Source organism: Alicyclobacillus acidoterrestris (assembly GCF_022674245.1).
Classification (GTDB): Bacteria; Bacillota; Bacilli; order Alicyclobacillales; family Alicyclobacillaceae; genus Alicyclobacillus; species Alicyclobacillus acidoterrestris.
Genome location: NZ_CP080467.1, coordinates 2,259,486 through 2,284,047 on the forward strand (window position 1 = coordinate 2,259,486; position 24,562 = coordinate 2,284,047).

The 24,562-nt window shown below is 50.8% G+C and carries 19 protein-coding genes, 3 pseudogenes and 1 riboswitch; of the genes and pseudogenes, 16 read left to right on the forward strand and 6 right to left on the reverse strand.

Annotation, left to right across the window (positions count from 1 at the left end; genetic code table 11):
* Positions 1 to 197: 197 nt before the first annotated feature.
* The 3 genes from K1I37_RS10745 (at position 198) to K1I37_RS10755 (ending at position 2,921) form a co-directional block, all read left to right on the forward strand.
* Positions 198 to 854: a DedA family protein gene (locus tag K1I37_RS10745; protein WP_021298040.1), complete on the forward strand. Its 657-nt coding sequence runs from the start codon at positions 198 to 200 to the stop codon at positions 852 to 854.
* Positions 855 to 864: 10 nt separating this feature from the next.
* A complete protein-coding gene (locus K1I37_RS10750; RefSeq protein ID WP_021298039.1) occupies positions 865 to 1,446 on the forward strand; it encodes a DedA family protein in 582 nt (193 codons plus the stop codon).
* A 311-nt stretch (positions 1,447 to 1,757) separates the two neighbouring features.
* Positions 1,758 to 2,921, forward strand: coding sequence for an FAD-dependent oxidoreductase (locus K1I37_RS10755; RefSeq protein WP_051189596.1), 1,164 nt, complete (start codon positions 1,758 to 1,760; stop codon positions 2,919 to 2,921).
* A gap of 77 nt (positions 2,922 to 2,998) precedes the next feature.
* On the opposite strand, the gene K1I37_RS10760 is transcribed toward K1I37_RS10755, so the two are convergent.
* A complete protein-coding gene (locus tag K1I37_RS10760; RefSeq protein ID WP_021298037.1) occupies positions 2,999 to 3,580 on the reverse strand; it encodes a TetR/AcrR family transcriptional regulator in 582 nt (193 codons plus the stop codon).
* Entirely contained in the window at positions 3,567 to 4,406 is an 840-nt protein-coding gene (locus K1I37_RS10765; protein ID WP_021298036.1) for an alpha/beta fold hydrolase, read from the reverse strand. Before K1I37_RS10765 ends, K1I37_RS10760 begins: the two co-directional genes overlap by 14 nt.
* A 175-nt stretch (positions 4,407 to 4,581) precedes the next feature.
* On the opposite strand from K1I37_RS10765, the gene K1I37_RS10770 reads away from it, so the two are divergent.
* The 7 genes from K1I37_RS10770 to K1I37_RS10800 all read left to right on the forward strand — a co-directional run bounded on the left by K1I37_RS10770 (position 4,582) and on the right by K1I37_RS10800 (position 12,502).
* Positions 4,582 to 5,163, forward strand: a complete 582-nt coding sequence (locus tag K1I37_RS10770) for a TetR/AcrR family transcriptional regulator (protein ID WP_031219151.1) — start codon at positions 4,582 to 4,584, stop codon at positions 5,161 to 5,163.
* A gap of 145 nt (positions 5,164 to 5,308) precedes the next feature.
* Complete coding sequence (locus K1I37_RS10775) at positions 5,309 to 6,349, forward strand: NADH:flavin oxidoreductase (protein ID WP_021298034.1); 1,041 nt, start codon at positions 5,309 to 5,311, stop codon at positions 6,347 to 6,349.
* A 177-nt stretch (positions 6,350 to 6,526) separates the two neighbouring features.
* Entirely contained in the window at positions 6,527 to 7,051 is a 525-nt protein-coding gene (locus K1I37_RS10780; RefSeq protein ID WP_021298033.1) for a hypothetical protein, read from the forward strand.
* 96 nt (positions 7,052 to 7,147) lie between these two features.
* Positions 7,148 to 8,116 (forward strand): AraC family transcriptional regulator, encoded by a 969-nt coding sequence (locus K1I37_RS10785; RefSeq protein ID WP_021298032.1) that lies wholly within the window; start codon positions 7,148 to 7,150, stop codon positions 8,114 to 8,116.
* Between the two features lie 14 nt (positions 8,117 to 8,130).
* Complete coding sequence (locus K1I37_RS10790) at positions 8,131 to 9,030, forward strand: SDR family oxidoreductase (protein ID WP_021298031.1); 900 nt, start codon at positions 8,131 to 8,133, stop codon at positions 9,028 to 9,030.
* 324 nt (positions 9,031 to 9,354) lie between these two features.
* Positions 9,355 to 11,094, forward strand: coding sequence for an ABC transporter substrate-binding protein (locus tag K1I37_RS10795; protein WP_021298030.1), 1,740 nt, complete (start codon positions 9,355 to 9,357; stop codon positions 11,092 to 11,094).
* 113 nt (positions 11,095 to 11,207) lie between these two features.
* Positions 11,208 to 11,307: riboswitch (purine riboswitch) on the forward strand.
* 133 nt (positions 11,308 to 11,440) lie between these two features.
* Positions 11,441 to 12,502: a BMP family lipoprotein gene (locus K1I37_RS10800; protein ID WP_021298029.1), complete on the forward strand. Its 1,062-nt coding sequence runs from the start codon at positions 11,441 to 11,443 to the stop codon at positions 12,500 to 12,502.
* Between the two features lie 193 nt (positions 12,503 to 12,695).
* Here K1I37_RS10800 and K1I37_RS10805 read toward each other — a convergent pair.
* Together K1I37_RS10805 and K1I37_RS10810 are read right to left on the reverse strand one after the other, a co-directional pair.
* A pseudogene (locus tag K1I37_RS10805) lies at positions 12,696 to 13,757 on the reverse strand (transposase).
* A gap of 196 nt (positions 13,758 to 13,953) precedes the next feature.
* Positions 13,954 to 15,026 (reverse strand): annotated as a pseudogene (locus tag K1I37_RS10810) (tetratricopeptide repeat-containing glycosyltransferase family 2 protein).
* 405 nt (positions 15,027 to 15,431) lie between these two features.
* Between K1I37_RS10810 and K1I37_RS10815 the strand changes: the two are divergent.
* The 3 genes and pseudogenes from K1I37_RS10815 to K1I37_RS10820 all read left to right on the forward strand — a co-directional run bounded on the left by K1I37_RS10815 (position 15,432) and on the right by K1I37_RS10820 (position 18,627).
* Positions 15,432 to 16,250, forward strand: coding sequence for a hypothetical protein (locus K1I37_RS10815; protein WP_242215897.1), 819 nt, complete (start codon positions 15,432 to 15,434; stop codon positions 16,248 to 16,250).
* Between the two features lie 592 nt (positions 16,251 to 16,842).
* Positions 16,843 to 16,979 (forward strand): annotated as a pseudogene (locus tag K1I37_RS22070) (IS256 family transposase); the annotation flags it as partial.
* Positions 16,980 to 17,412: 433 nt separating this feature from the next.
* A complete protein-coding gene (locus tag K1I37_RS10820; RefSeq protein WP_242215898.1) occupies positions 17,413 to 18,627 on the forward strand; it encodes an IS110 family RNA-guided transposase in 1,215 nt (404 codons plus the stop codon).
* A 1,062-nt stretch (positions 18,628 to 19,689) separates the two neighbouring features.
* Here the strand turns inward: K1I37_RS10820 and lexA are convergent.
* Both lexA and K1I37_RS10830 read right to left on the reverse strand, forming a co-directional pair.
* Positions 19,690 to 20,328, reverse strand: coding sequence for a transcriptional repressor LexA (gene lexA, locus K1I37_RS10825; protein ID WP_021298188.1), 639 nt, complete (start codon positions 20,326 to 20,328; stop codon positions 19,690 to 19,692).
* 201 nt (positions 20,329 to 20,529) lie between these two features.
* The gene (locus K1I37_RS10830; RefSeq protein WP_021298187.1) at positions 20,530 to 21,333 is read right to left on the reverse strand and encodes a Cof-type HAD-IIB family hydrolase; all 804 of its coding nucleotides are present in this window, start codon (positions 21,331 to 21,333) and stop codon (positions 20,530 to 20,532) included.
* 231 nt (positions 21,334 to 21,564) lie between these two features.
* Between K1I37_RS10830 and K1I37_RS10835 the strand changes: the two genes are divergently transcribed.
* The 3 genes from K1I37_RS10835 to K1I37_RS10845 all read left to right on the forward strand — a co-directional run bounded on the left by K1I37_RS10835 (position 21,565) and on the right by K1I37_RS10845 (position 24,533).
* A complete protein-coding gene (locus K1I37_RS10835) occupies positions 21,565 to 22,944 on the forward strand; it encodes a glycine--tRNA ligase (RefSeq protein ID WP_021298186.1) in 1,380 nt (459 codons plus the stop codon).
* A 50-nt stretch (positions 22,945 to 22,994) separates the two neighbouring features.
* The gene (locus K1I37_RS10840) at positions 22,995 to 23,186 is read left to right on the forward strand and encodes a hypothetical protein (protein ID WP_021298185.1); all 192 of its coding nucleotides are present in this window, start codon (positions 22,995 to 22,997) and stop codon (positions 23,184 to 23,186) included.
* Positions 23,187 to 23,339: 153 nt separating this feature from the next.
* Positions 23,340 to 24,533, forward strand: a complete 1,194-nt coding sequence (locus tag K1I37_RS10845) for an MFS transporter (protein ID WP_021298184.1) — start codon at positions 23,340 to 23,342, stop codon at positions 24,531 to 24,533.
* Positions 24,534 to 24,562 lie beyond the last annotated feature (29 nt).

Sequence of the window (24,562 nt, forward strand, 5' to 3'; positions counted from 1 at the left end):
AACTCTTTGCCAAAAAAAACGGTTAGCGGATTAACCGCCCTTGTGGTGTACCTGTGTTACTGACCATCACGATACAACTTAATTATTTGCGACTTCGGATGAACTCTTTGAACCTCGTCACCGTCTGTATTTATCGATGGTATTTCAATTACTCATGTATAGCATAAATTTGAATTCATCTTGGGAGTTGAATTGACGTGGGGTTTATCCACTTTGCGATAGCGTACGGCTACACAAGTATCTTTGCGTTGCTGGGATTGGAGTATTTAATTTTGGTTGTTCCAGGTGAGACGTTGTTAACGACACTTGGGGTTTTGGCGCACACACAGCAGTTGCACTTTAGTCTAGCGCTTCTTATCGTCGTAGCCAGCTTAGGTTCATTCACCGGATCCATCATCACATATTTTATCGGACGGGTAGTCGGGCGTCCTGTAATCTTGCGGTACGGCAAGTATGTGTTTATTACAGAGAAGCGTCTCCAACAAACCGAGCGATTGTTTCATAGACAAGCGATTTGGACCCTACTCATTACGAAATACATTGCAGTGATTCGAGATATCATCCCGTATGTTGCAGGCGTCAACAAATTAGGGCTGAAGGTATACGTTCCGATTCAACTCCTGGCGTCTTTTTTATGGACTGGTACTTTCTTGTTGGGGGGAAATCTGATCAAGCTCGCTGCGACATCGATTTATCACCACTGGCGAATGGAGCTAATACCCGCGGTAATCGTGTTAGCGCTATGTGTATGGGGATACCGAGCAATTCATAAGCGCATGCATCGATTTGTGGAAAGGAAAGAGGTTCAAACTAGTGAGGTTGACGTCCGTCCGACGGACACAAATAGGATATGAGGTGAACGAAATGAATAGCATGGTCATGCACTGGGTGCAGTCGGGTGGATATATTGGAGTCTTTCTTGCAATGGTTCTTGAGAGCGCATGTATTCCCTTGCCAAGCGAAGTTGTTATGCCATTTGGCGGGTATCTGGCTTTTAGAGGACACTTACATCTGGGCATTGTTATCTTGATGGGTGTTCTAGGAAATGTCGTTGGGTCTCTCATATCCTATTATGTGGGGAAATTTGGAGGGCGAGCAGTGATTCGTCGGTATGGTCGATATGTAAGGCTGTCCGAACGCCATATGGACGCGGCGGAGCGCTGGTTTCGTAGGCGGGGTGATTGGGTTGTGTTTGTTGGACGATTGTTACCGGCGATACGTACCTTTATTTCTCTTCCGGCGGGCATTGCAAAGATGAACGCTGTCAAATTCACGGCCTACTCTGCTGCGGGATCCCTGCCGTGGGTTGCTGTGCTGGGGTATGCTGGATATAAGCTCGGGCAAGATTGGGATAGCATGACGCACTACGTCCATCCGCTGATTTATGTGGCCGTTATTCTTGTGGTTGGTTTTATCGGCGCCACCGTCTACAAGAAGCGATTATGACGTAAATCGATCCGCTGGAACAATGGTTCTTCCCGTGTCGCGGATATTGACTTCTACTTGCACGTTTCTCAGCGAATCAGTGCTCAACTTCACGTCTCCTTTCTCGAATCCGTAGGCGTCGAATGCTTGAGGGTCGCGATGATACAGCGAGTCCGATAACGCGTAAAGATCAACCCCCAGGTTACCCCTCCTTGACGTGTCCCCTAAAAAAAGTAAGTGTTCATATTCCATTCATAAATATTCGATATTTTATCTATACGGATTTCAACTTTCGTTCACGAACATCAAGAGACAGAAGGGGGTTTTATATGATGTCTAACAACAATTACGGTAATCAAACGGAATGGAATAGCACACCCGTCACAATTATTGGCGCCGGACTCGGCGGCCTCACGCTCGCGCGTGTCCTACACGTCCACGGAATCCCTGCTACGGTCTACGAGGCAGAGCCTTCGCCGACGTCGCGTGCACAGGGTGGAATGCTCGACATCCACGATTACAACGGGCAGCTCGCTCTTGAGGCAGCCGGCTTGATGGATGCGTTTCGTGGCATCATCCTGGAGGGCCGCCAGGCCATGCGGATTCTCTCCCCAGACGGAACCGTCCTGCTCGACCAAGTCGATGACGGTACGGGTGGACGCCCCGAGGTGCAGCGCGGTGAACTGCGGCAGATTTTGCTTGACTCGCTTCCGGCAGGCACCGTCCGGTGGGGGCACAAGGTGATTAGCATCCGTGCCTTGGGCGGGGGACGTCACGAGGTGACCTTCGCCGATGGGCGTACCGTTATCACGAGCCTGCTCGTTGGCGCGGACGGTGCGTGGTCACGTGTTCGGCCATTGCTCACCCCTGCGATACCTCAGTACACCGGCGAGTCGTTCATTGAGACCTATCTGTTCGACGTCGAAAGCCGACACCCGGCTACAGCCAAAGCGGTGGGCGGTGGATCGATGTTTGCACCCGCGCCTGGAGGAAAGTTAATCATTGCACATCGAGAAAAGGGCGAGACCATCCATACCTACGTGATGCTTACCCGGCCACAGGAATGGTTCGCTGCTATTGACTTTACCGATCCCGCCGCGGCCACCGCTCGCATCGCACAAGCGTTCGACGGCTGGGCACCGGAGCTAACCGCACTGATCACCGACGGAGACACCACGCCGGTTCTGCGTCCCATTTACGCTTTGCCTACTGGGCATCGATGGGATCGGGTACCTGGGGTGACTCTGATCGGTGACGCCGCCCATCTGACGCCACCAAACGGCGAGGGCGCCAACCTAGCCATGTACGACGGTGCCGAGCTCGGTAAGGCCCTTGCCGCGCACCCGAATGACATCGAGAGGGCGATCACCGAGTACGAGCAGGCCATGTTCCTCCGCAGCGCAAAGGTCGCAGCGGAAGATGCCGAGATGGGCGACAACGTTGCAGAGAGACTGGCCTACCTCTTCGACGGAGCTCTCAGGGAGGAGCGCCAATAACAAACTCCGTTTTATCCCGATTGCTGACGGTTCCGGTGCCATAGCATATCATGCCACGGACTGCCTGAATTGGCGGTTTACGACTCGTCCTCTCCAAGGTTAGGTGTGCGAAAGGCCGTATCGAGTGCCTTTACCATGTGGTGGAACGAATGATCCACATCCAGGGGCATTCCGAAGCCACCGACGTCCTCAAGTAGCACGAAGCCGTGTAACGCCGAGCGCAACATGCGGACATCGTGGACGGCTTGTGTGCCGGATCGACCGTAAGTAGCGAGAATGCCAAATAGAATGTCCAACAATTCTTCGCTCAGGATACGGAGTGTATCGTTGTTGGGGTCAGGAGCCTTTTGAATGGCCGCATAGCGTCCTGGGTGGGCGTGAGCATAACATCGGTAAACGTCAGCCACGCGTTCCAAGGCTTTGTCTTGGACATGACCGTTGACGGCCTCACGCAACGCGTCTCGGAGTTCGCGGAGGCCACGCTCGGCAATTGCCGTTTGGATGCCGCCAAGGGAGGACACGTGTTTGTACAAGCTGGGCGTTGCCACGCCCAGCAGGCGAGCCAATTCGGCCATGCTCAGCTGTTCAAAGCCATTGGCATCCACAAACTCGACCGCCTTCTCGACAATGACTGCAGCCGTCAGATTAGCGCGCGGCATGATATCCCTCCTTCAAAAATTGCACTATGGCCGGGGCAACTACTTCCGGAAATTCTGCCTGGGGGTAGTGACCTGCATGTGGCACCATCACAACTTGACCGCCAAGCCTATCGGCCACGAAGTGGGCTTCTTCGTCGGGATCGGGGAAGTCCGGGTCGTTGGTCCCCATGACGACCAAGGTCGGCGTCGCGACTTCAGAAAGCCGGGCTTCAACCGGCTGGTGGGATGTGCGCGTCGTCGCTTTAAAGGCGCGCCACCGGTCGGTGCGGCGAAGGCTCGTACGAATCCTTTCAATATGTGTTCGGAGATCTGCCGGGGAATGGCCCGGGTATAGCTTTCGATAGTACCACAACCATGTTGCCAAACCCCATGGGCGTAGGAGTCCGAGCCGAAAAGCCAGCTCCATGAGGAAGGGAACCGGAGCATTGCGCACAAATGGGCCGATGAGTACCAAGCCGGCAACGAGGTCAGGCGCTTCAGCGGCGGCCCATGTGGCCGCACCGGCTGACATCGAATTGCCGACCAATACAGCGGGGGGGCCCAAGTACTGGGACAACGCCAACATATCGCGGCCAACGGCCACGTCGTCGTATTCATCGAAGGTGGCGTCGCTGTCTCCGTGCCCGCGAAGATCCATGCAGGCTACGCGGAAGCCTGATTCAACCAGGGCAGGCGCCAGGAAGCGATACACCGAGCGCAGGTCACCCATGCCTGGTGCGCAGATGACAAGTGGTCCGTCTCCGCTTACTTCGAATGCCAGCTTGCCACCAGGACGTTCAAGAAATTGTGTAGCCGGCGAAAGCCGTGTATATGACGAACCAGCCATTTGAACTCCTCCTCTTAGCTAATACCATTAGCTAAGAATGAGTGTAGCTAATGGTATTAGCTTTAGTCAAGCTATATGTTTTCGTTCGATAATCTGGAGTGAGGAAATCTTGCTCAGAATGTTTGCTTGGGAACAATTGTTGACTTCGTGGTCAAAAATCGATATGATGGCACCCATGGGCAGACCAAGACAGTTCGATGTGGAACATGTGCTTCACCAGTGTATGGACGTGTTCTGGACGAAAGGCTTTAACGCTACTTCCTATGAGGACCTTACGCGTGCGACACGTGTAAAAAAGCAAAGCTTGTATGGTGTGTTTGATGATAAGCGCTCCCTGTTTTTAAGGGCACTGAAGCAGTATCGAAAACAGAGTATAGAACACATGGAACATCTAACTAAAAATGATGTATCCCCTTTAAAGAATCTGGAAGCTATACGTGATGCAATCCTTTCGCCAGTAGACGAAGCAGTTTGCAGAGGTTGCTTAATGGTTAATTCTGCGCTGGAATTCGGAACGGACGACGAGGAAGTAACGCGTGAAGTAGACATGATGTTTACTGAAATGGAGCGAATTCTTGAGGGGGTCATCCAAATCGGTCAGGAGCAGCATCTTCTTACGACCGATTACACGAGCAAAGAACTTGCAGCACATCTGGCCAATGCGATTCTAGGTGCGAAAATAATGGAAAAAAGAGGTGCATCTAGAGAGAAGATTGAGGCGGTTCTACGTACTTCTTTTGCGCTCATCGCTCTCTAGAACTTTTTTGGATTGTTGTTGACCAGAAAGTCAAAAAAACCAGTTGCAAGTATGGACGTACAGATGAAGGCGTCTTACACGTTTAGGCTTCTGAATATGCACTCCAAAAATCAGCTCGATATTCAATGATATCTGGAGGTACATGATGAACTCTTCTAAATCTGTTGAAGCGTTGTTTCAACCATTTAAATTTGGCAATACCATGTTATCGAATCGTGTCGTGATGGCTCCGATGACCCGACAATTCTCACCAAACGGAATTCCGGGCTCGGATGTTGCTTCATACTATCGTCGCAGGGCCGAGAATGGCGTCGGCCTTATCGTGACAGAAGGTACGGTGATCAACCACCCCGATTCGTCCAATCAAGCAAACGTTCCGCACTTTTATGGTGAATCGGCGTTGCAAGGCTGGGCAAACGTGGTCAATCAGGTCCACGAAGCAGGTGGACGCATCATTCCGCAGATTTGGCACATGGGTGCACGAGGGAATGTCAACGACTATGCGGAATCGGAGATTGTCGCAATCGTCGAGGCCTTCGCACAAGCTGCAGCCGAGGCCAAGAGGCTAGGTTTTGACGGCATTGAACTTCACGGTGCGCATGGATATTTGATTGATCAATTCTTCTGGGAAAAAACGAATACTCGCACAGACAGATATGGTGGTGACATGGTAAAGCGAACTCGCTTTGCGACTGAGGTCATTGAAGCTTGCCGCCGTGCTGTTGGACCTGAGTTTCCTATCGTGCTGCGATTTTCGCAATGGAAGTCGAGTGACTATGCGGCAAAGTTAGCGAAAACACCTGCTGAACTGGAGCGTTTTTTGGCACCGTTGATCGAAGCGGGTGTTGACGTTTTTCACTGTTCAACTCGACGGTTTTGGGAACCGGAGTTTGAAGGCTCAGATTTGAATCTTGCCGGCTGGACAAAGAAATTGACAGGGAAACCTACAATTACGGTCGGATCGGTTGGTCTAGACGGTGAGTTTATGAGTCTGTTTACTGAAGGAAAAGGTGCTGGAAACGCTAAGATAGACGGTTTGATCGAAAGGTTGGAACGCGAAGAATTCGATTTAGTAGCTGTAGGGCGGGCACTGCTGGTTGACCCTGCTTGGGCAAAAAAGATCCGTGACGGGCGGACAGATGAGTTGGTACCGTTTACTTCTGAAGCCATTAAAACGCTTTACTGAGTCACGGATAGTTTGATGTCATTTGTCACGTGTGGCATCAAGTGCACGCAGGACGAAGAGGGTAGGTCTCGTGAAGCACGGGACCTGCTATTTTTTATTCTGAGTAAAATTTAGTTGTGATTTACAAGGATTACACCATGTGGATGTGGAACACATATCCATGTGGGGGGATATAATATGCGCTTCGTAAAGGCTTCGCTGATAAGCATTTGCATCGTACTGATGGTATCTGGATGTCATTCAGAGTCGAATCCTAGCTACTCTGCTTTACATAATGTACCGCAATCACAATTAAATATCTTGAAAAGTGCAATCAAAAAATCCGGTTTAAAAGGTCTTGAATTGCCTACTAAAATTCCATTCTCCATCGAAGATGTCCGAATTGCTCAGGGGGAGAACCTTTATCATCATATGGATATTTACATGGGTGGTGGTAAACCGTTAGAGGTATTAGAGGAAAGTGCAGCAGGCGTGGCAAACAATGCAACACTATTATCTACTACGGGAAACGAGGCCAATACCGCATTATCCGATGGCACGAAAGCTTACTTCTCCAATAACGGATCTGTATCTCAATTAGGGTGGATTAAAAATGGAATTCTGTATGACTTAGCCTCCTCGAAATCTGGGGCAAAACGGTCAATGAATGAGCCCGATTTGTCTGAGGCTGAGTTAATTCAGATAGCGGGTTCGTTCGAGTAGATATCTTGGAAACCGACCATGGTCCGCCCTCGGACATAGTTCTGTGTCAACGTGGTTTCGCGAGAAACTAGATTACACGGGAGGTGAGTAGCCAGTATGGGTGCGTCAGAACAACCGTTGGTTCCGGTGGATCCAGGTAATGTTGAAGATGTGCTACAAGCGGAAATGACACGTCTGGCAAGCCTGATTCACAACCATACGCCACACGATGGAGTCTTTGCCCAACAAATTCCCGGCTTGTACCTTGGACGTAGCTCCCGGATAGACGCAGAATATGTGCATACGGTTCATTCGCCCGCCGTAGGCATTGCCGCTCAGGGGGCTAAGGTCGTAACGGTGGGGAATGAGCGCTATCAATACAGCGGGTGGCGTATTTTCATGGCCCCTGTTGCACTACCTGTTGCCATGCGGACTACACAAGCTAGTGATACTGAACCGTTTTTAGCTGTGCGATTGGATCTCGACCCACAAAGAGTTGGTGAATTAGCGCTCAAAATTTATCCTCAGGGATTGCCTCCGGTCCGTCGTTGGCGTGCGGGTTACGTGGTGAATGCCGATTTTGGAACGCTTAACGCTTTCAGCAGGCTGGTGGAGTGCTTGTCCGACTCTAGCGACATGGAGCTACTCGCACCACTTGTAATGGATGAGATTTTAATTCGGCTCCTACGGAGCCCGATTGGTGTTCACGTTGCGGAAATGGGCTTGGTGAATTCGAGTGTGCAGCGCGTTGCGAAGGCCATTGCTTGGCTTCAGGAGAACTTCGCGTTGAACATGAAAGTTGCGGATCTCGCTGAGTTAGTACACATGAGCGTTTCCTCCTTCCGCGAGCATTTTAAGTCAGTGACTTCGATGAGTCCGCTTCAATACCAAAAGGCCCTGCGGCTTCAAGAAGCGAGGCGCCTGATGTTATCCAACCAATTGGACGCGACCACTGCCTGCCGTTTGGTAGGGTACGTGAGCGATTCTCAATTTAACCGCGACTATCGTCGTTTTTTTGGAAGTCCACCGAATCGAGACATCACAAAATTGCGTCGGCAAGCACAAATTGCAGTGCTGAGTGGCTGAAGGAGGACTTTATCATGCGCGTTTTTGTAACAGGAGCGACAGGCTTTATCGGTTCCGCCGTTGTTCGTGAACTTGTCGAGGCAGGGCATCAGGTGGTCGGCCTTGCTCGTTCGGATAAGTCTGCCGAAGCATTGAAGGTTGCAGGAGTCGAGGTGCACCGGGGAAGCCTGGATGACCTGGACAGCCTTCGCAGTGGGGTCGCTGCGGCAGACGGCGTGATTCATCTGGCATTTAAGCACGACTTCTCAGACTATCAAGGCGCGGTTGCATCAGACCTTCGTGCCGTCGAGGCAATGGGGGAGGTGCTTAACGGCAGTGGGAAACCGTTTGTCGTCACCTCGGGGACATTAATGCTCGCATTCGCACTCCCGCGAGGGCAGGTGGGGACGGAAAATGTCAGGGTCGACGCAGCAGTACCGCGCGCCGGGGCGGAGAATGTGGTTGCCGCGCTAGTGAAGCGCGGGGTGCGGTCATCGGTCGTCCGTCTTGCACCTTCTGTGCACGGAGAGACAAAGGCCGGTTTTGTCTCCATGCTGATCGACATTGCTCGTGAGAAGGGGATTTCGGCCTATGTTGGTGACGGGGCCAACCGCTGGCCGGCAGTGCACTATCTCGATGCAGCTCGCCTATTTCGATTGGCATTGGAATCAGCTCCAGCGGGAGCTGTTCTGCACGGGGTCGGTGATGAGGGCGTGCCACTGCGTGACATTGCCCGTGTTATCGGACAGCACTTAAACCTTCCTGTGGTCAGTATTTCTGGCGAAGAGGCGAATGATCACTTTGGGTTTTTCGGCCCGTTTGTGTCGGCCGACAACCCAACGTCGAGTGCGCTCACTCAACAACAGTTGGGCTGGCGGCCAGTGCATGCTTCACTGATCTCGGCGCTCGAAGAAGGTCATTATTTCCACGGCTGAGTATCGCATTGTGATGCGGTCTATCACCGCGAGAAAAGGGACGCTTTGAACCAGCGTCCCTTTTCTTTGTCTAATTTACCGGTAGAAAACCATGTCCCCTCCAGTATTTTCGATCCATTAATCGATGAAACGGATAACGTCTTGATTGTTGTGTTATCTTTATTCCTCAACAGAACAATTAAAAATGACTTTACATCCTTATTTTAAAAACTACGTTAGCTTTTCTACATTTTTTATTGCGTGACGAACGGCTTCGCTTTAATATACAAAAGAAACAATATTCAAACAAATGTAGGGTGACTAAAACTAAATGGGGGAAATCGAATGGGATCGTCTTGGAAACAAGGCCTAGCTGCTTTTACGTCGGTTGCTGTAGTCGCTGCACTCCTTGCGGGGTGTGGAACAAATAGTACTTCATCTGGTAAATCTGCAGACACCAATGCCAATTCCTCTAGTGAAACAGCGTCCACCAGCGGTCAGAAACCAGTGGAGGGTGGTTCGATTATACTGGATTCCACGCAAGCTGTACCTGATTTAGACCCAGCTGTTGCATACGATACGACTTCTGCTGAAGTCGACTCACAGATTTATCAATCACTTGTCACATATGATAAGAATACTTACAAAATCATTCCGGAACTAGCATCGTCCTACACAGTATCCCCCGATGGCCTAACCTACACGTTCAAGATTCGGAAAGGTGTTACGTTCTCCAATGGTGATCCGCTCACAGCTCAAGATTTCGTCTTCCAACTGGAACGCATTCTTGATAAGAAGATGACCCCGAAACCATCTCCAGGCAATTCATTCTTTGAGATTATTAAGGGCGCTACCGCATACTACAATGGAACGGCAAAGACCATTAGCGGTGTTTCGACACCAGATAAATATACGCTTGTACTCACCTTGTCGAAGCCCGAGAAATTCTTCCTTCAAGTGTTAGCTATGCAATTCCTGTCTGCTGTTGATCCGGCCTACGTCAAGAAAGTTGGCAATGCAGCATTTGACACGACATCAGCGATGGGGACTGGCCCATTCGAATTAAAGACGAACAACCAGAACAAAGTTGTGCTGGTCAAGAATCCGCATTACTGGCAAAAGGATCAATGGGGACAACAGTTGCCATATCTGAATCAAGTGACTATCAACGTCAACAACAACGACCAAGTAGATGCATTACATTGGGAGCAAGGGCAAACAGCTTTCATGAGTCCGTGGTTAATCGGAGGCGATGGTATTCCAGCCTCGCAATATGTTACTATCATGAACACACCAAAATATAAGCAGCTGGTTCTGAAGCAACCTGCGAATTCCATCTTCTACATTGGATTGAACACGGCAAATACAATTAATGGAAAACCCAACCCGCTCAGCAATGTCTTCGTTCGTCGGGCTATGGAGTATGGCTTTGACGACAGCCAATTCGTGAAGATCAATAATGGAGCTGTGCTCCCGCTCAATCAACCGCTTCCAAGCACGATGGAAGGCTATGTGAAGAACTTGGACAGCGATGCGAAGTATGGTCTTAATGTTGCGAAAGCAAAAGAAATGCTTGCAAAAGCTGGATATCGCAATGGTCTTACTGTGGATATGTGGGATGAGAACACATCAGTCGCTATGAAAGAAGACCAAGCATTCCAAGCGATGATGAAGAATATCGGCATTACGGTTAAAATTCACGATGTTACTTGGAAGGACTTCCTGACCAAGGCCATGTCTGGTACCGCGCAGGTGTACCAAAGCGGTTGGGTTCAGGATTTCCCAGACGCGTCTGATTTTTTGAACACGCTGTTCAATTCGGATCAAGCCCCGACCAACAACAACACCAACTACGATAATTCACAGGTTGACCAATGGTTGAATGAGGCGCAAAACGATACGAACCAGGCTCAGCGTGATGAATTGTATGGTAAGGTCATCAACCAAGTGATGTCTGATGCGGTATGGATTCCCACCATTCAAATGATTGATTACTATTCGGTTCAACCATGGGTGCACGGTTTCTACACCAGTCCAGTGCTGTACGACCCAATGAGTTCAATTTGGGTGGATCCGGGCCATTAATCCATCACACACAACTCGGACGCATCGCACATCTCAAATGAAAGAGAGCAGAATTTTTGAGCTTATACGTGAATTTTTAACGTGTTGACGCGATATGTCGATAAATGTAGAATGGCTACGAATTTCAAATGCCTCGTATAACGCTGAGAATAGGCTCGGCAGTCTCTACCAAGTGACCGGAATCACTTGACTACGAGGACGTTACGGATGATACAGGGGGATGTTTGCACCGTCGTGCAGCATCAGTATTCATCGATCACGCCCATGTAATCCTCGACTCCTCGAAGGGAAGCTGAAACGCTGCCTATTTTCGGTGTCGAGGTTTTTTAATTTTGGGGGGTCAACTTTGAAAAAGATCACTGTAACTGCAGCATCTGCATTGGCACTCATGAGTTTAGTGGTAGGATGCGGTACGAATCGTACGACCCAGCCTAGCAATACATCGGGCGCGAACGCCGTTGGGAATGCATCTACAACTGCAAGTACAGTGAAAGTAGGACTCGTAACAGATACGGGCGGGCTCAATGACAATGGATTCAATCATCTAGCGTATGTGGGTGTTACAGATGCGCAACAAAAGCTTGGGATTCAATCGAGTGTTGTGCAGTCGCAATCTGAGTCAGACTACGTGCCAAACCTAAGCAAGTTTGCGAGCCAGGGATACAGCTTGGTGATAGCAGTGGGTTATTTGATGCACGATGCAGTGGAACAAGTGGCTCAACAGTACCCGAAGACGCATTTCATGATTATCGATGATACGATTACGGATCGGCCTAATGTCACCTCAGCTGTCTATGACTCTCAAGACGCAGGGTATCTTGCAGGCGCTATGGCAGGCTTACTTGAGAAGGGCAATGGACTTCCGAATTTAAACAAGCAAAATGTCGTCGGTGTCATCGGCGGTCAATCAGCACCGCCAGTCAACAACTACATTGCTGGATTTCAACAGGGATTTAAGAAAGAAGATCCAAGTGGCAAGGTTCTTCTTTCCTACACGAATAGCTTTACAGACCAAAGTTTAGGCAGTCAATATGCCCAAAATCAGTTGTCTCAAGGTGCTGATATTATCTTCCCGGTAGCTGGTGGGTGTGGACAGGGTGCTATCAGTGCCGTGAAGGCAGCCAACAAATATGCTATTGGTGTGGATACCAATCAAAGTTACCTAGCGCCGCAAAATATTATCACAAGCGCTACGAAGGGCGTAGACACCTCCGTGTTTGACGTGATTCAATCGGTCAAAAACAACACATTCAAGTCGGGGGTTCAAACGTTTGGATTAAAGGGCGATGGCGTAGGCATCACGCCGGCGATGAAGGGCGTGCCACAGAGCGTCGTCGATGAAGTGAATCAACTCAAGCAGAGTATCGTCAGTGGGAAAATCCAGGTATCCACAACAGTTCAGAAGTAAGGATAAGAATCTCGATGAATCAGGGTTATCCAAGGCCATCAATGCTGCGTTGGATAACCCTTATTCTTAAATGAGTGTTTTGCAGAATGATCGTTTTGGTAGAGGTGAAAAAGGAACAGCACCTAAGGTAAGTAGACTGGTTTTCCATATACTAGAATTCTAACGGTTTCTCGTCAGGTCAACTCGTTATGATTTATGCAGTCTTCTTGTGTCGTTCGATATGGTTCACAGCTAGTGCCGATGCAAGTAACATGATCGCGTTGAGGAACATGTGTGTCTTTACTTTTCGGATGCCTCGGACATGGACGTCGTTCGCCGTCAAATTCGTCTTAAGCCTTGCGTTACAACGCTCTACAGCAGTTCGCTCGTTGTATAACAACTTCCAATTCTGCGTGCCTCGGTGTGGTGTGCAGTACCGCCGAATATCTTCTGTGATCCGCTTTTTGACCACCATACCGTAGTTGGATTCGGAACATGCCGCGATTCCAAGCGGACAATCCACCTTCCCAACCGCGTGCGGGCAGCGAAACTTTAGTCGGTCACCGTCCGCACCCCAATACACCATGCCATACCCCATCGTGCAACGCGGCGTCCCGTCCGATGCGATTCCTTCAGGCGGTTCTTTTTCACCGCGCTTGTTCATCGCGATAATCGCCTGTGCACCATATTGACGAACCGTTTCATAGTTTTTGACTTGATCATATCCAGCGTCCATCATGACAAAATCGATTTCCCAACCGTGCGTCGTCACGACGTGTTCCAGTAATGGTGCCGCCATCTCACCATCCAAGACGTTCGCTGGTGTGACATCCAAAGCAACTGGCAGTTCACTCGCGGTGTCCACAGCCAAATGGCGTCCGTTGATGATGCTCGCTTCTTTACATTGACTGACCAGGTCAATGAAGAGCTTCTCAGCGAGACCCAACTCAACAACGGCTGAAAACACGCGACTCAGTCTGGAGACCGACGGGGCTGCTTCGTCGATTCGAAACCCACACTGGTAGCGAAAGCATATATCTCGCGCCAACCGTTCATGAAGCCTTGTGAACGTTGAGATTCCTTCAAGCGGAGCAGCCAGCAGTGCACGCAGAATCGCTTCACGATTGATAGGTTTCGCGCCTTGGGGTGACTGTTTTCTCAACTTCGAAGCATAGGGTTATAAATCCAAGACAGCAAAGAACAAGGGCAGACGATCGCTGGAGTCAATTTCTAGCCAGTCTTCAAAGGAAAAGAGCGATGGTTGGGGAAGATACAAGTAGGACTTCCCTCCTCGAAAATTTCTGGTTTGGTCACTTGAAATCTTCTCGAAGGTTGGGGTGAAGTCCTTTTTCATGCCCTAAGAGCCCTTGCCCTGCGGGAGTTTATAAATCTGCAAAACGCTCAGATAAAAACGGGGAGTGTCCCTCAGTACCGAAGCACCTTTGGAACCCCCGCTGTGCTGCGTTTTACGCTTACTTGTTGATCACAGACTCTAAATATTTTTTATTGTATAACACCTGTTCATCATTAGGTCGATATTTACGTGCAATTTCATTGTGTTCATAAGCTAATTTGTGTTCGCCTAATCGATCATAGCAAACACAGAGCTGTAAATGGGGCAACCACGTCCAACAGACCTCGTTGAAGAACCCCCAACTGTCCTTTGGTTTTTCAAGTTGAGTGGCAAGTTTGTACCAGAAAATCGCCTTCTGCCACTCAGTTTTTTGCATAAATCCATATCCAAGCCGACAGCAAAATTCTGCACGTGGAATATCATACTCAAATGATTGAAGTGTATATTTTCGTTCCCGTTCAATATCTCCTAAATGGTTATAACAATCGGCCAATTTTCCACACGCTCTAATATTGTCTTCAACCCACCCTTGCTTTGAATTTAGAAATTTCAGGTAATATTCGATGGCCTGTTCATATTTTTTGTGATCCATGCATTCATTTGCATAATAAAAAAGGTCACGAGGGGTGAATGTCTCACCTGCAGCAAGTCGTCGTTCATAAATGCGAAGATTGCGATCAGAGTCGTGCTCAATAGGGCGATGAGTAATGGCAATATCACTATTTAGAATGTGGCCGCCCACGCTAAATACTCGTGTACAGCTCCGTGCCATTGAAAATCCTTGAGTCGTTTGACTAAGCGATTACGCCGCACGCTGGAAGTCACATTTCCTTCAGAATCAAATGCAAGATGATAATGCATAGAAACTGCATCGACAGCAGGATCAAGGGTTTGCTTCAATTGAAGCAACTTCTGTCTCTCAGGCTCCAGAAGCACATCATCTGCATCGAGCCATAAGATGTAGCCCATCGCAGCATGGCTGAATGCAAAATTCCGGGCAGATGCAAAATCATCGACCCATTCAAAATCGAAAACTTTGTCAGTGTACCGACTAACGATTGCTCTTGTATTGTCTGTAGAACCCGTGTCTACAATTATGATTTCGTCTACGATGTCCTTCACGGAGTCCAGGCATCGGCAAATGACTTCTGATTCGTTCTTTACAATCATACAGAGGCTGATGTTAATCATCTAAACACCTCACAGCCATTATGTTAGTCTCCTCATCCCTATTCTTCACCTCTCCAAGATGTCACCGTCAAAATGTCGGACCCCCTAGACATGCAACAAGGGACAAACAAGTGCCGTTTCAAATCAAGCCCCCCCCCCATACAACTATAAAACACCATGTAGGGGGTGAATTTATGTCTGAATGCTGCCGTCGTTGCCGACGCAGGCATTGTCAATGTAAAAAAGAACGTTGTCGGCGTTGCGAGCATAAGCCTTGTCGATGTAAAACGGCACGTCTCCCACAGTGCGACCGCAGGCAAGGTAGGTGCGGTGTCAAACAAGAAGTTAAAGTCATAATCAGAGGAATTACAGGGTCTTCTGGACCTACCGGCGCAACTGGACCTGCTGGCGCAATTGGACCTACCGGTGCAACTGGACCTGCTGGCGCAACTGGACCTACTGGCGCAACTGGACCTACTGGCGCAACTGGACCTGCTGGACCTGCTGGCGCAACTGGACCTGCTGGCGCAACTGGACCTACCGGCGCAACTGGACCTGCTGGCGCAATTGGACCTACCGGTGCAACTGGACCTGCTGGCGCAACTGGACCTGCTGGCGCAACTGGACCTACCGGCGCAACTGGACCTGCTGGCGCAACTGGACCTGCTGGCGCAACTGGACCTACCGGCGCAACTGGACCTGCTGGCGCAACTGGACCTGCTGGCGCAACTGGACCTGCTGGCGCAATTGGACCTACCGGTGCAACTGGACCTACCGGTGCAACTGGACCTGCTGGCGCAACTGGACCTACTGGCGCAACTGGACCTGCTGGCGCAACTGGACCTGCTGGCGCAACTGGACCTACCGGCGCAACTGGACCTGCTGGACCTGCTGGCGCAACTGGACCTGCTGGCGCAACTGGACCTATCGGTGCAACTGGACCTGCTGGCGCAATTGGACCTACCGGTGCAACTGGACCTGCTGGCGCAATTGGACCTACCGGTGCAACTGGACCTACCGGTGCAACTGGACCTGCTGGCGCAACTGGACCTGCTGGCGCAACTGGACCTACCGGTGCAACTGGACCTGCTGGCGCAATTGGACCTACCGGTGCAACTGGACCTGCTGGCGCAACTGGACCTACCGGTGCAACTGGACCTGCTGGCGCAACTGGACCTACCGGTGCAACTGGACCTACCGGTGCAACTGGACCTACCGGTGCAACTGGACCTGCTGGGGTATTAAACTTCGCAGATTTTTATGCATTGATGCCTCCTGATAATTCAGCAACAGTTGCTCCAGGTACAGACGTAAGTTTTCCGGAAGATGGACCTACTAGTGGGACTACTATTACCCGTACTGGTCCCAGCTCATTTAACTTAGGTGCTATTGGCACTTACCAGGTCTTGTTTCAGGTGAGTGTGACCGAAGCAGGCCAACTCATTTTAACTCTGAATGGTGCTGACCTAGCCTATACGGTGGTCGGAAGAGCAACCGGTACTTCGCAGATAGTAGGAATGGCTCTTGTGACAACGACAGCCGTCAATTCCGTACTCACTGTACGGAATCCTACTGGCGAATCAACGGCCCTAACCATCACTCCTCTCGCTGGAGGAACAAGGCCAGTGTCAGCACACCTTGTTATCACACAACTCGCATAGAGGGAAGTATAAAGGCAGTCACGCAGCGCAGGATTGTGGATTTGCTACTCCACGGCTCGCCTCGACCAGTTAGAGTCTCAAGTAGTGGTGTAAATTCAGGAGGCTGAATCTTGACGAAAAAGCCATCGAGTGCAATCTACTAAAAGAGTGCAGCAATCAGTAGAGGAGGCACTTCGATGGCTTATACGAATAAGATCGCACTTTTGGAGTTAATTCGCAAGATCGGATAAAAGGTGGTGATGTAGATTTCTTGAAAGAAGGGCTGAGGGTTCTCACCCAAGCAGTGATGCAGGCTGGGGTGAGTTCCCTGATTCGTATTGATCCCCGTCCTGTCAAGACAGATGTGCATAATTTTCTGAGATAACGCCATTTTATTCTGATCTAAGTCTGTGTAAATTTACTGTTTATACGCAAAAAGAAATCGCTCATCCGGTAAAATGTAAGTGACAAGCAAACATAAACCGAATGGAGCGATTTCTTTTGTGGTATTAAGTCAATAGACCCCCATGCCGCTGGGGCGGCACCATCAGAAGGATGAAAATGGTCTTGTGTTGAATGATTTTTCTGGTGGCTGGAGAAGGCAGGTCGTTCCACTCTGGTGCCTTGAGCCCGCTCAATAGACTGACTACGACGACCTGGTGCACCACAGAATGTCGCTCCCGGCCTGGGAAGCACGCAGGATAGAATGATCAACAATGGTCGTTGCACCAGCCCTTCAATATGACCAGTTGCCAGGAAGGATTCGCATGGATATAGTCTATGAACGTTGTTGTGGTCTAGATGTTCATAAGAAGATGGTAGTCGCTTGTGCTCTAACGCCCAATGGCAAAGACATCCGTACATTTTCAACCATGACGGAGGATCTGTTGGAGATGGTTGACTGGTTGGTGGAGCATGAGTGTACTCATGTAGCGATGGAAAGTACTGCTTCATTTTGGAAGCCAATCTACAATCTTCTCGAATCCGCGAATTTCGACGTGCTTGTGGTTAACGCCAAGCATATGAAGAACGTTCCAGGCCGCAAGACAGATGTGAAAGATGCTGAGTGGATTGCCGGGCTCTTGCGGCATGGATTGCTACAAGCTAGCTATATCCCCAACCGTGAACAGCGTGAGTTACGAGAGTTAATTCGCTACCGCCGTAGCCTCATCGATGAGCGAGCACGAGAGGTGAATCGAATTCAGAAGGTACTGGAGGGAGCCAACATCAAGTTGTCTTCGGTCGCCAGTAACACACTGGGGAAATCAGGCCGGGCAATACTGGATGCCATGATTCATGGAGAAGAAGACCCCAAGGCATTGTCCGAGTTAGCGAAAGGCCGATTGAAATCTAAAAAGGCTGATCTGCAAAAGGCACTGCATGGGCTGATAGGGGCCCATCAACGGATGATGCTGGCGGCACAATTGCGTCACATCGATTACCTAGATGAAGAGATTACCCGATTGGATGAAGAGGTTAAGGAACGTATGCTCCCTTTTGAGGAAGAGCTAGAGTTGGTTGACACCATCCCGGGTGTGGGTCGACGAGCAGAACAATTGCTTGCTGAGATTGGGACAAATATGGCTCAATTTCCGTCCGTTGCCCATTTGTGCTCATGGGCGGGGTTGGCTCCAGGAAACAACGAGAGCGCAGGCAAACGAAAATCGGGGAAAACCCGCAAAGGAAACCAAAAGCTAAGAACGGCATTGGTTGAGGCTGCTCGTGCAGCGGCAATCACGAAGCAAACCTATTTGTCTGCCCAGTATCACAGGATTGGGGCCCGTCGAGGGAAAAATCGGGCAGCGATTGCAGTGGCACACAGTATCTTGACCATCGTGTACTACATCTTAAAACGGCGTCAGCCCTACGTTGAACTCGGACCCACCTATTACGAAACACTCAAGCGAGACGCAATCGCCAAGCAAGCAATTCGAAAGCTTAAGTCTCTTGGTCTGGAAGTTGAGATAAAGCATTCGGCTTAGGAATTCACAAGGCGAACAGGTATAATTATCCATATAAACTCATTGCCGATGGGTTTAGTTCAGTTTGCCCTCCTACACACCTTGGTGGCCATTGATTTTCAGGATAGACCCCCATGCCGCTGGGGCGGCACCATCAGAAGGATGAAAATGGTCTTGTGTTGAATGATTTTTCTGGTGGCTGGAGAAGCGGCTTTCTATCACCGGCCGAGTGTGAAAGAAGATATTTCCACGGATGGCTCATATTTTATGCCCCGGGGCGCCATCCCTTTTTACACAGTATATTGGACTCTACTAAATGCCTCCCCAAAACCGATTGCGTCCTCGTAGACTTCAGTCAACACTATAAAATTATCGGCAAAACGTATCATCGCTGCTTTGTCTCGGCATGTTGGTAGAAATGCTTTTGTGAACCACAAATTGAGCACTGCAAATATACGATCGCAAGCGTTGGCGACACCTGGCCACCTTGGGGACGTCCTCTGTCCTTTCCGCTTTGGCGCTTTATGTGGTTGTGATTGGCATTGTCGCCCCAGCAAGTCTGCTGTATCTGAACATGTAGCCGTCCTACTTCCTATTTTGGCATGTGTTGTCTTGCAAATCATTTGCAGTGGGCATTGGCGGTCTTTACGCACGTGTACTCAGATTTAAGCCTACTGCTGTGCAGAGCGAGTTGTTTGAGGTTGGAATCTGCAATACGGTATTGTCTGCAGTTATAGCAAGCGCTGCATTCGGCGCATTAGCCGGGGTTGCCTGCATGATAAACGTTGTGTGTTGTCTTGTGATAGGCGGTCTGGTCGCTGTTTGCTTATCGAAAATGCCGGTATCCCCGAACAGTGCGAGGTATCAAAAAATGTGAATGGGGACGCGATATCGTGTGTGGGATGGACGCGTGAGGGAAACCGCGCGTTAAGAGGTGCGGCTCACTCGTGGATGTTTTGTAGTTGTCTGAACAGCCACCTGTATGTCGATAGACGTGAGAAGTCGGGGAGGATAACTCCCCGACTTACTCGACTGCTATAGAAAAATACCGGACTTTTCGCAGCGAATCCAGTCTGCCTTGTATCAGCGCAGATTCCTAAAGACCCCGACGACTTTGCCGAGAATGGTGACTTCCGGGTAAATCAAGGGTTCCATTTGACTGTTCTCTGGCTGGAGGCGGACGTGTCCGTTCTCCCGGTAAAAGCGTTTGACGGTTGCTTCGTCGTCCTCGGTCATGGCCACGACGATGTCCCCGTTGAAGGCGTTCGACTGACGGCGCACAATCACCATGTCTCCGTCCAAAATTCCAGCTTCTATCATACTGTCGCCAGTGACGTTTAGTACGAAGATTTCCTCTTCCCGCGCAAAATCGCTTGGTAACGGGAGGTACCCTTGGACGTCTTCGAAAGCAGTAATCGGCAACCCGGCCGTCACGCGGCCGACGATTGGCGCCATCACTGCTTGTGCCTGCGTGATGGCAGATGGTTCACTGCCGCGCGCGTCGTCCTCGGTGGACAGCAGTTCTAGTGCCCGAGGTTTCGTCGGATCACGGCGAATGAATCCCTTTTGCTGTAGCCGTTCGAGGTGGCCGTGAACGGTTGAACTGGATGCGAGCCCGACCGCTTCGCCAATTTCCCGAACCGATGGTGGGTATCCTTTTTCATGTACACTTTTTCGGATAAATGCGAGAATCGCTTCTTGTCGGGCGGTGAGCTGGCTCACGGTGAACACATCCCTTACCGTTATTTGTCTCCATCGTATCACAATTTGGTCACAGATGGCAAACGTTTGTTCGCCTCGTGGCGGCATCACGACGCGATGAGCTGAGCGCATGCGCGCACAGCAGCACATCTCGGAGACATCTCACGGAACCGTGTGCCTGAACGAGCTACAAGTGCCTGAACGAGCTACAACGAGCGCGCGTCAGCGTGCGATAGCGTCAATTAAACCGAGATCCAGTAGGGCTTTCGCCACGCCGTCGTCGAGCGCGTCAGCGGTCACGCGTTTGGCAGCGCGTTTGACGTCCGGTTCCGCATTACCCATTGCATAGGAGTGGCCAAGGATGCGAAACATCCCGACGTCATTTCCGCCGTCGCCGATGTGCACTGCATGTTCTGGGGAGATGCCAAGGTGCTTGAGCAGATGCAGTGCGCCAATGGATTTGTCCGACTTGCGGCGTTGAAAGTCGACGGCGTTCGGGTTCCAGCGGTAGATGTAGCACCCTTTAAAACGCGCTTCGAACTCGGCGTCCCACCCGGGCGTCATGAAGGCGTTGATTTGGTAAATTGGCAGGGTTTGAAGAATGTCGAAGTCTTTGTTGATGACTTCAATCTCCGGAAAATCGAAGGACCGCAGTACGGGTTCGTATTGTGGCGGAATCGGTTCAAATGCGACGGCTTTGGCGTGCGTATGCACGACCGTGGGGATGTCAAATTGGTCGGCGTAACGAACAATCGCCTCTACGTCTTCGCTTGGGAAGGGCGCTTTGAACAATTCATCCGATCTCGATTTTACAAGGCCGCCGTTAAAATAAATGCCGTAGGGCACGCCCAATTCGTCCTGGACGTGTTGTGCGTGAAGGACGGATCGACCAGTACACAGTGCAACCGGGATATCTTTTTGTAGCAATTGTTCCACCGCGTGAACACCGCTTGGGACAAGCGCTCCGTTTGCGTATAGTGTTCCGTCGATATCGAGAAATACCATTTCTATCTTTGTCTGTATCATCTCCATGCTCCTCCTCGCCACTGCATCAGTTGCGGTCCCTCCGTTGCATATGAACAATTGAACGGGAACAATGCGCATGTCCGAATGACGTCCCATTCGCAAGGACACTGCTTTCATTATACACAGGGTCCCCACAACCGGCACAAATTGCCTGAAATCAGGGGAAATCGTTGCTTATTTCATATGGATTCCGCTATGATAGCCGTATTCAATGGTCACGGGAGGACAACCATGCAAACGACAATGGAACAACTTGTATCATTAGCAAAGCGCCGCGGATTTATTTTCCCGGGCTCGGAAATATACGGCGGATTGGCGAACACATGGGATTACGGCCCACTTGGCGCTCAAATGAAACAAAATATCAAACAGGTGTGGTGGCGTCAGTTTATTGAACAGAACCCGTACAACGTTGGGCTTGATTCGGCGATTTTGATGAACCGGAGCGTTTGGGTTGCTTCCGGGCACGTGGGCAACTTTAATGATCCGATGGTGGATTGCCGCCAGTGTAAGTCGCGCTATCGGGCAGACAAGCTGATTGAGGAAGCGGCAGAAGCCCGTGGTGAGGAGATTATTGTCGACGGCCTGCCATTTGAGCAGATGGATGCGTTGCTCGTCAAATATGACGTACAGTGTCCTGAGTGTGGCGCGAAAGATTTTACGTCCGTGCGCCAGTTCAACATGATGTTCAAAACCCACCAGGGTGTCACCGAAGAGGCGGCCAACGAGGTCTACTTGCGCCCAGAGACAGCGCAGGGGATTTTCGTCAATTTTAAGAACGTGCAGCGCGCGATGCGCAAAAAGTTGCCCTTCGGCATTGGCCAGATTGGCAAGAGCTTTCGCAATGAGATCACGCCCGGCAATTTCACGTTCCGCACGCGGGAATTTGAGCAAATGGAACTGGAATTTTTCTGTGCGCCCGGCGAAGACATGGAGTGGTTCCGCTACTGGCGCCAATTCTGTTATGACTTCTTGTTGTCTATCGGCATGAAAGAGGAGAACCTGCGACTGCGCGACCACGAAAAAGAACAACTGTCTCACTATAGTACGGCGACGACCGACGTCGAGTACAAGTTCCCGTTTGGTTGGGGTGAGTTGCTTGGTGTGGCGGATCGGACAGATTATGACCTGAAGGCACACGCCACGCATTCCGGCGAAAACATGACCGTGCAAGAGGAAGGGCAAGAGCCGTTTATCCCGTATTGTATTGAACCGTCTATCGGTGTAGATAGGCTGTTCTTGGCGCTGTTCGCCGATGCGTATGACGAAGAGGAAGTGGGCGAGAACGACACGCGCGTGGTGTTGCGCCTGCATCCAGCGATTGCGCCATACAAAGCCGCTGTCTTCCCGTTGTCGAAGAAGCTCAGCGAGGCGGCGACACAACTGTACACCAGTCTGTCCAAGCAGTTCAGTGTGGATTATGACGAGTCGGGATCGATTGGGAAACGGTACCGCCGCCACGACGAGATTGGTACGCCGTATTGCATCACGTACGACTTTGAATCAGAGACCGACCACGCGGTGACCATTCGCCATCGCGACAGCATGGAGCAGGAACGCGTTGCGATTGCAGACGTTGCGGCTTGGCTCAACGAGCGCATCGGGCGATAAGCATACATGGGAAGACCCATTCCCGGGTAAACCAAGACGGGGGTGGGATGATGTCAGGTCAGCATACCGAGAACCACAATGAGAACTTTACCTTCGTCGGTGCGTTAGACATGAATCGTCATTTTGAGTCGTTTGTTGCGCGACGCAATCACATGATGAGTACACGCCTGGACGGGGTAGTCCCGTGGAAACAGTATCACCGTGTGAATATCGATCACGGACGGCGGCATTCAAACGGTTAAAGACCAGGCTGATTCACACCTTCACAAAGCGCAGGGGGACATTCCTCCTGCGTTTTTCCATGTCGGCGCGAATTTTTGTTATGATGGCCAGAGTGACGTCATCGGCTGGTCGTAGCGATTGCGCCGTTTGCGTGTGAAGTGAGGAGTAGAGGTATGAGAAACCGCACAGGACTAATCATTTTAATGTTTGCGTCGGTGGTGGCGATGATGCCGAACTCCGTCTTGTTCCCAGCGGAGGATGAGCTGGCAAGCCATTTACACCGTTCGCTTGGATTTGTCGGCTGGATGGTGACGGCGTACGCGATTGCCTATGTCTGTGCCACACCAGTGCTTGGTATGATTTCCGATTTCTTAGGGCGCAAGGCGGTGCTAGTCGTCGGCTTGTGTCTGTTCGCCATTGGCGGTTTGGTGCCTATCGGTTTTGATAATCCCGTCCTGATTCTCATTGGGCGATGCGTCATGGGGGTGGGATCCGCAGGCATTCAACCGATGGTCGATAGCATGATTGGGGATATGTACCCGCGGGGTCCTGCGCGGCGCCGCGCGTTTGCGTTTTTTGCCGGAGCCATTGCCGTGGCGGAGGCGATGATGCCATTTCTGGGCGGAGTGGCCGCGGCCATTTGGTGGAAGGCCGTTTTCGTCCTCTATGGCAGCGCTATCCTGGCGGCCGTGTCGACCGTGCGGTTGAACATTTCAAATCAAGCCGCTGAAAATGAAGAGCGAATTACGTACGAGGCTTACGTGCAGTCCCTGCGCGTCGCGGCTCGGATGCCGGTTCTTGCGGCCACTGTGCTCGGTGCGATGGTGTTTGGCGTGATTTACTTTGGAATCTCGGCCATGATGCCACTGGCTTATGGTGGTGCGCACACGTCGCTGGCAAATGGATTTTTGTTTTTGCCGCTTGGTTTTTGCTGGGTAGTTGGGGCATTTATTTTTGCGAAAGTCACGCACGTGCGGCATTTGCACAGGCTGGTGCTTTGCGCGCTGATTGTGCTTGCCGGCGCTACGTGGTGGCTTGGCGATGCGCGTTCGTGGCTGCCGCTGTTGATGATTAGCGCCTTGTGGGGGGCTGGGTCAGCCGTCTTGACGACGGTGTTCACTTGGGTGGTTGGCGACGAGTCGCCAAACGCTGTGCGCGGGGCGATGAACGGTATCTATAACGCTGCGTACGTCCTTGGATTCTCGGTGGGCGCGCCGCTCTTTATCAGCCTTGTTCATTACGTCGGCTTGCAAAACGCGTGTGGCATTGGCGCCGTGCTAATGGCTCTCTTAATTCCGCCGCTTTGTCTTACATATCGACAGGCGGCGAAAGTGAAGGCGGCACCCGTCAATTCACTGAAAGCGTGAATTGAGTGTGTAGTCGGACTATTCGGCCT

Coding starts and splice junctions, on each gene's coding strand:
- K1I37_RS10770 (WP_031219151.1), top strand. CDS start 4,582: ATGGGCAGACCAAGACAGTTCGATGTGGAACATGTGCTTCACCAGTGT.
- K1I37_RS10830 (WP_021298187.1), bottom strand. CDS start 21,333: ATGATACAGACAAAGATAGAAATGGTATTTCTCGATATCGACGGAACA.
- K1I37_RS10785 (WP_021298032.1), top strand. CDS start 7,148: ATGGGTGCGTCAGAACAACCGTTGGTTCCGGTGGATCCAGGTAATGTT.
- K1I37_RS10755 (WP_051189596.1), top strand. CDS start 1,758: ATGTCTAACAACAATTACGGTAATCAAACGGAATGGAATAGCACACCC.
- K1I37_RS10845 (WP_021298184.1), top strand. CDS start 23,340: ATGAGAAACCGCACAGGACTAATCATTTTAATGTTTGCGTCGGTGGTG.
- K1I37_RS10820 (WP_242215898.1), top strand. CDS start 17,413: ATGGATATAGTCTATGAACGTTGTTGTGGTCTAGATGTTCATAAGAAG.
- K1I37_RS10835 (WP_021298186.1), top strand. CDS start 21,565: ATGCAAACGACAATGGAACAACTTGTATCATTAGCAAAGCGCCGCGGA.
- K1I37_RS10795 (WP_021298030.1), top strand. CDS start 9,355: ATGGGATCGTCTTGGAAACAAGGCCTAGCTGCTTTTACGTCGGTTGCT.
- K1I37_RS10765 (WP_021298036.1), bottom strand. CDS start 4,406: ATGGCTGGTTCGTCATATACACGGCTTTCGCCGGCTACACAATTTCTT.
- K1I37_RS10780 (WP_021298033.1), top strand. CDS start 6,527: ATGCGCTTCGTAAAGGCTTCGCTGATAAGCATTTGCATCGTACTGATG.
- K1I37_RS10790 (WP_021298031.1), top strand. CDS start 8,131: ATGCGCGTTTTTGTAACAGGAGCGACAGGCTTTATCGGTTCCGCCGTT.
- K1I37_RS10750 (WP_021298039.1), top strand. CDS start 865: ATGAATAGCATGGTCATGCACTGGGTGCAGTCGGGTGGATATATTGGA.
- K1I37_RS10775 (WP_021298034.1), top strand. CDS start 5,309: ATGAACTCTTCTAAATCTGTTGAAGCGTTGTTTCAACCATTTAAATTT.
- K1I37_RS10840 (WP_021298185.1), top strand. CDS start 22,995: ATGTCAGGTCAGCATACCGAGAACCACAATGAGAACTTTACCTTCGTC.
- K1I37_RS10760 (WP_021298037.1), bottom strand. CDS start 3,580: ATGCCGCGCGCTAATCTGACGGCTGCAGTCATTGTCGAGAAGGCGGTC.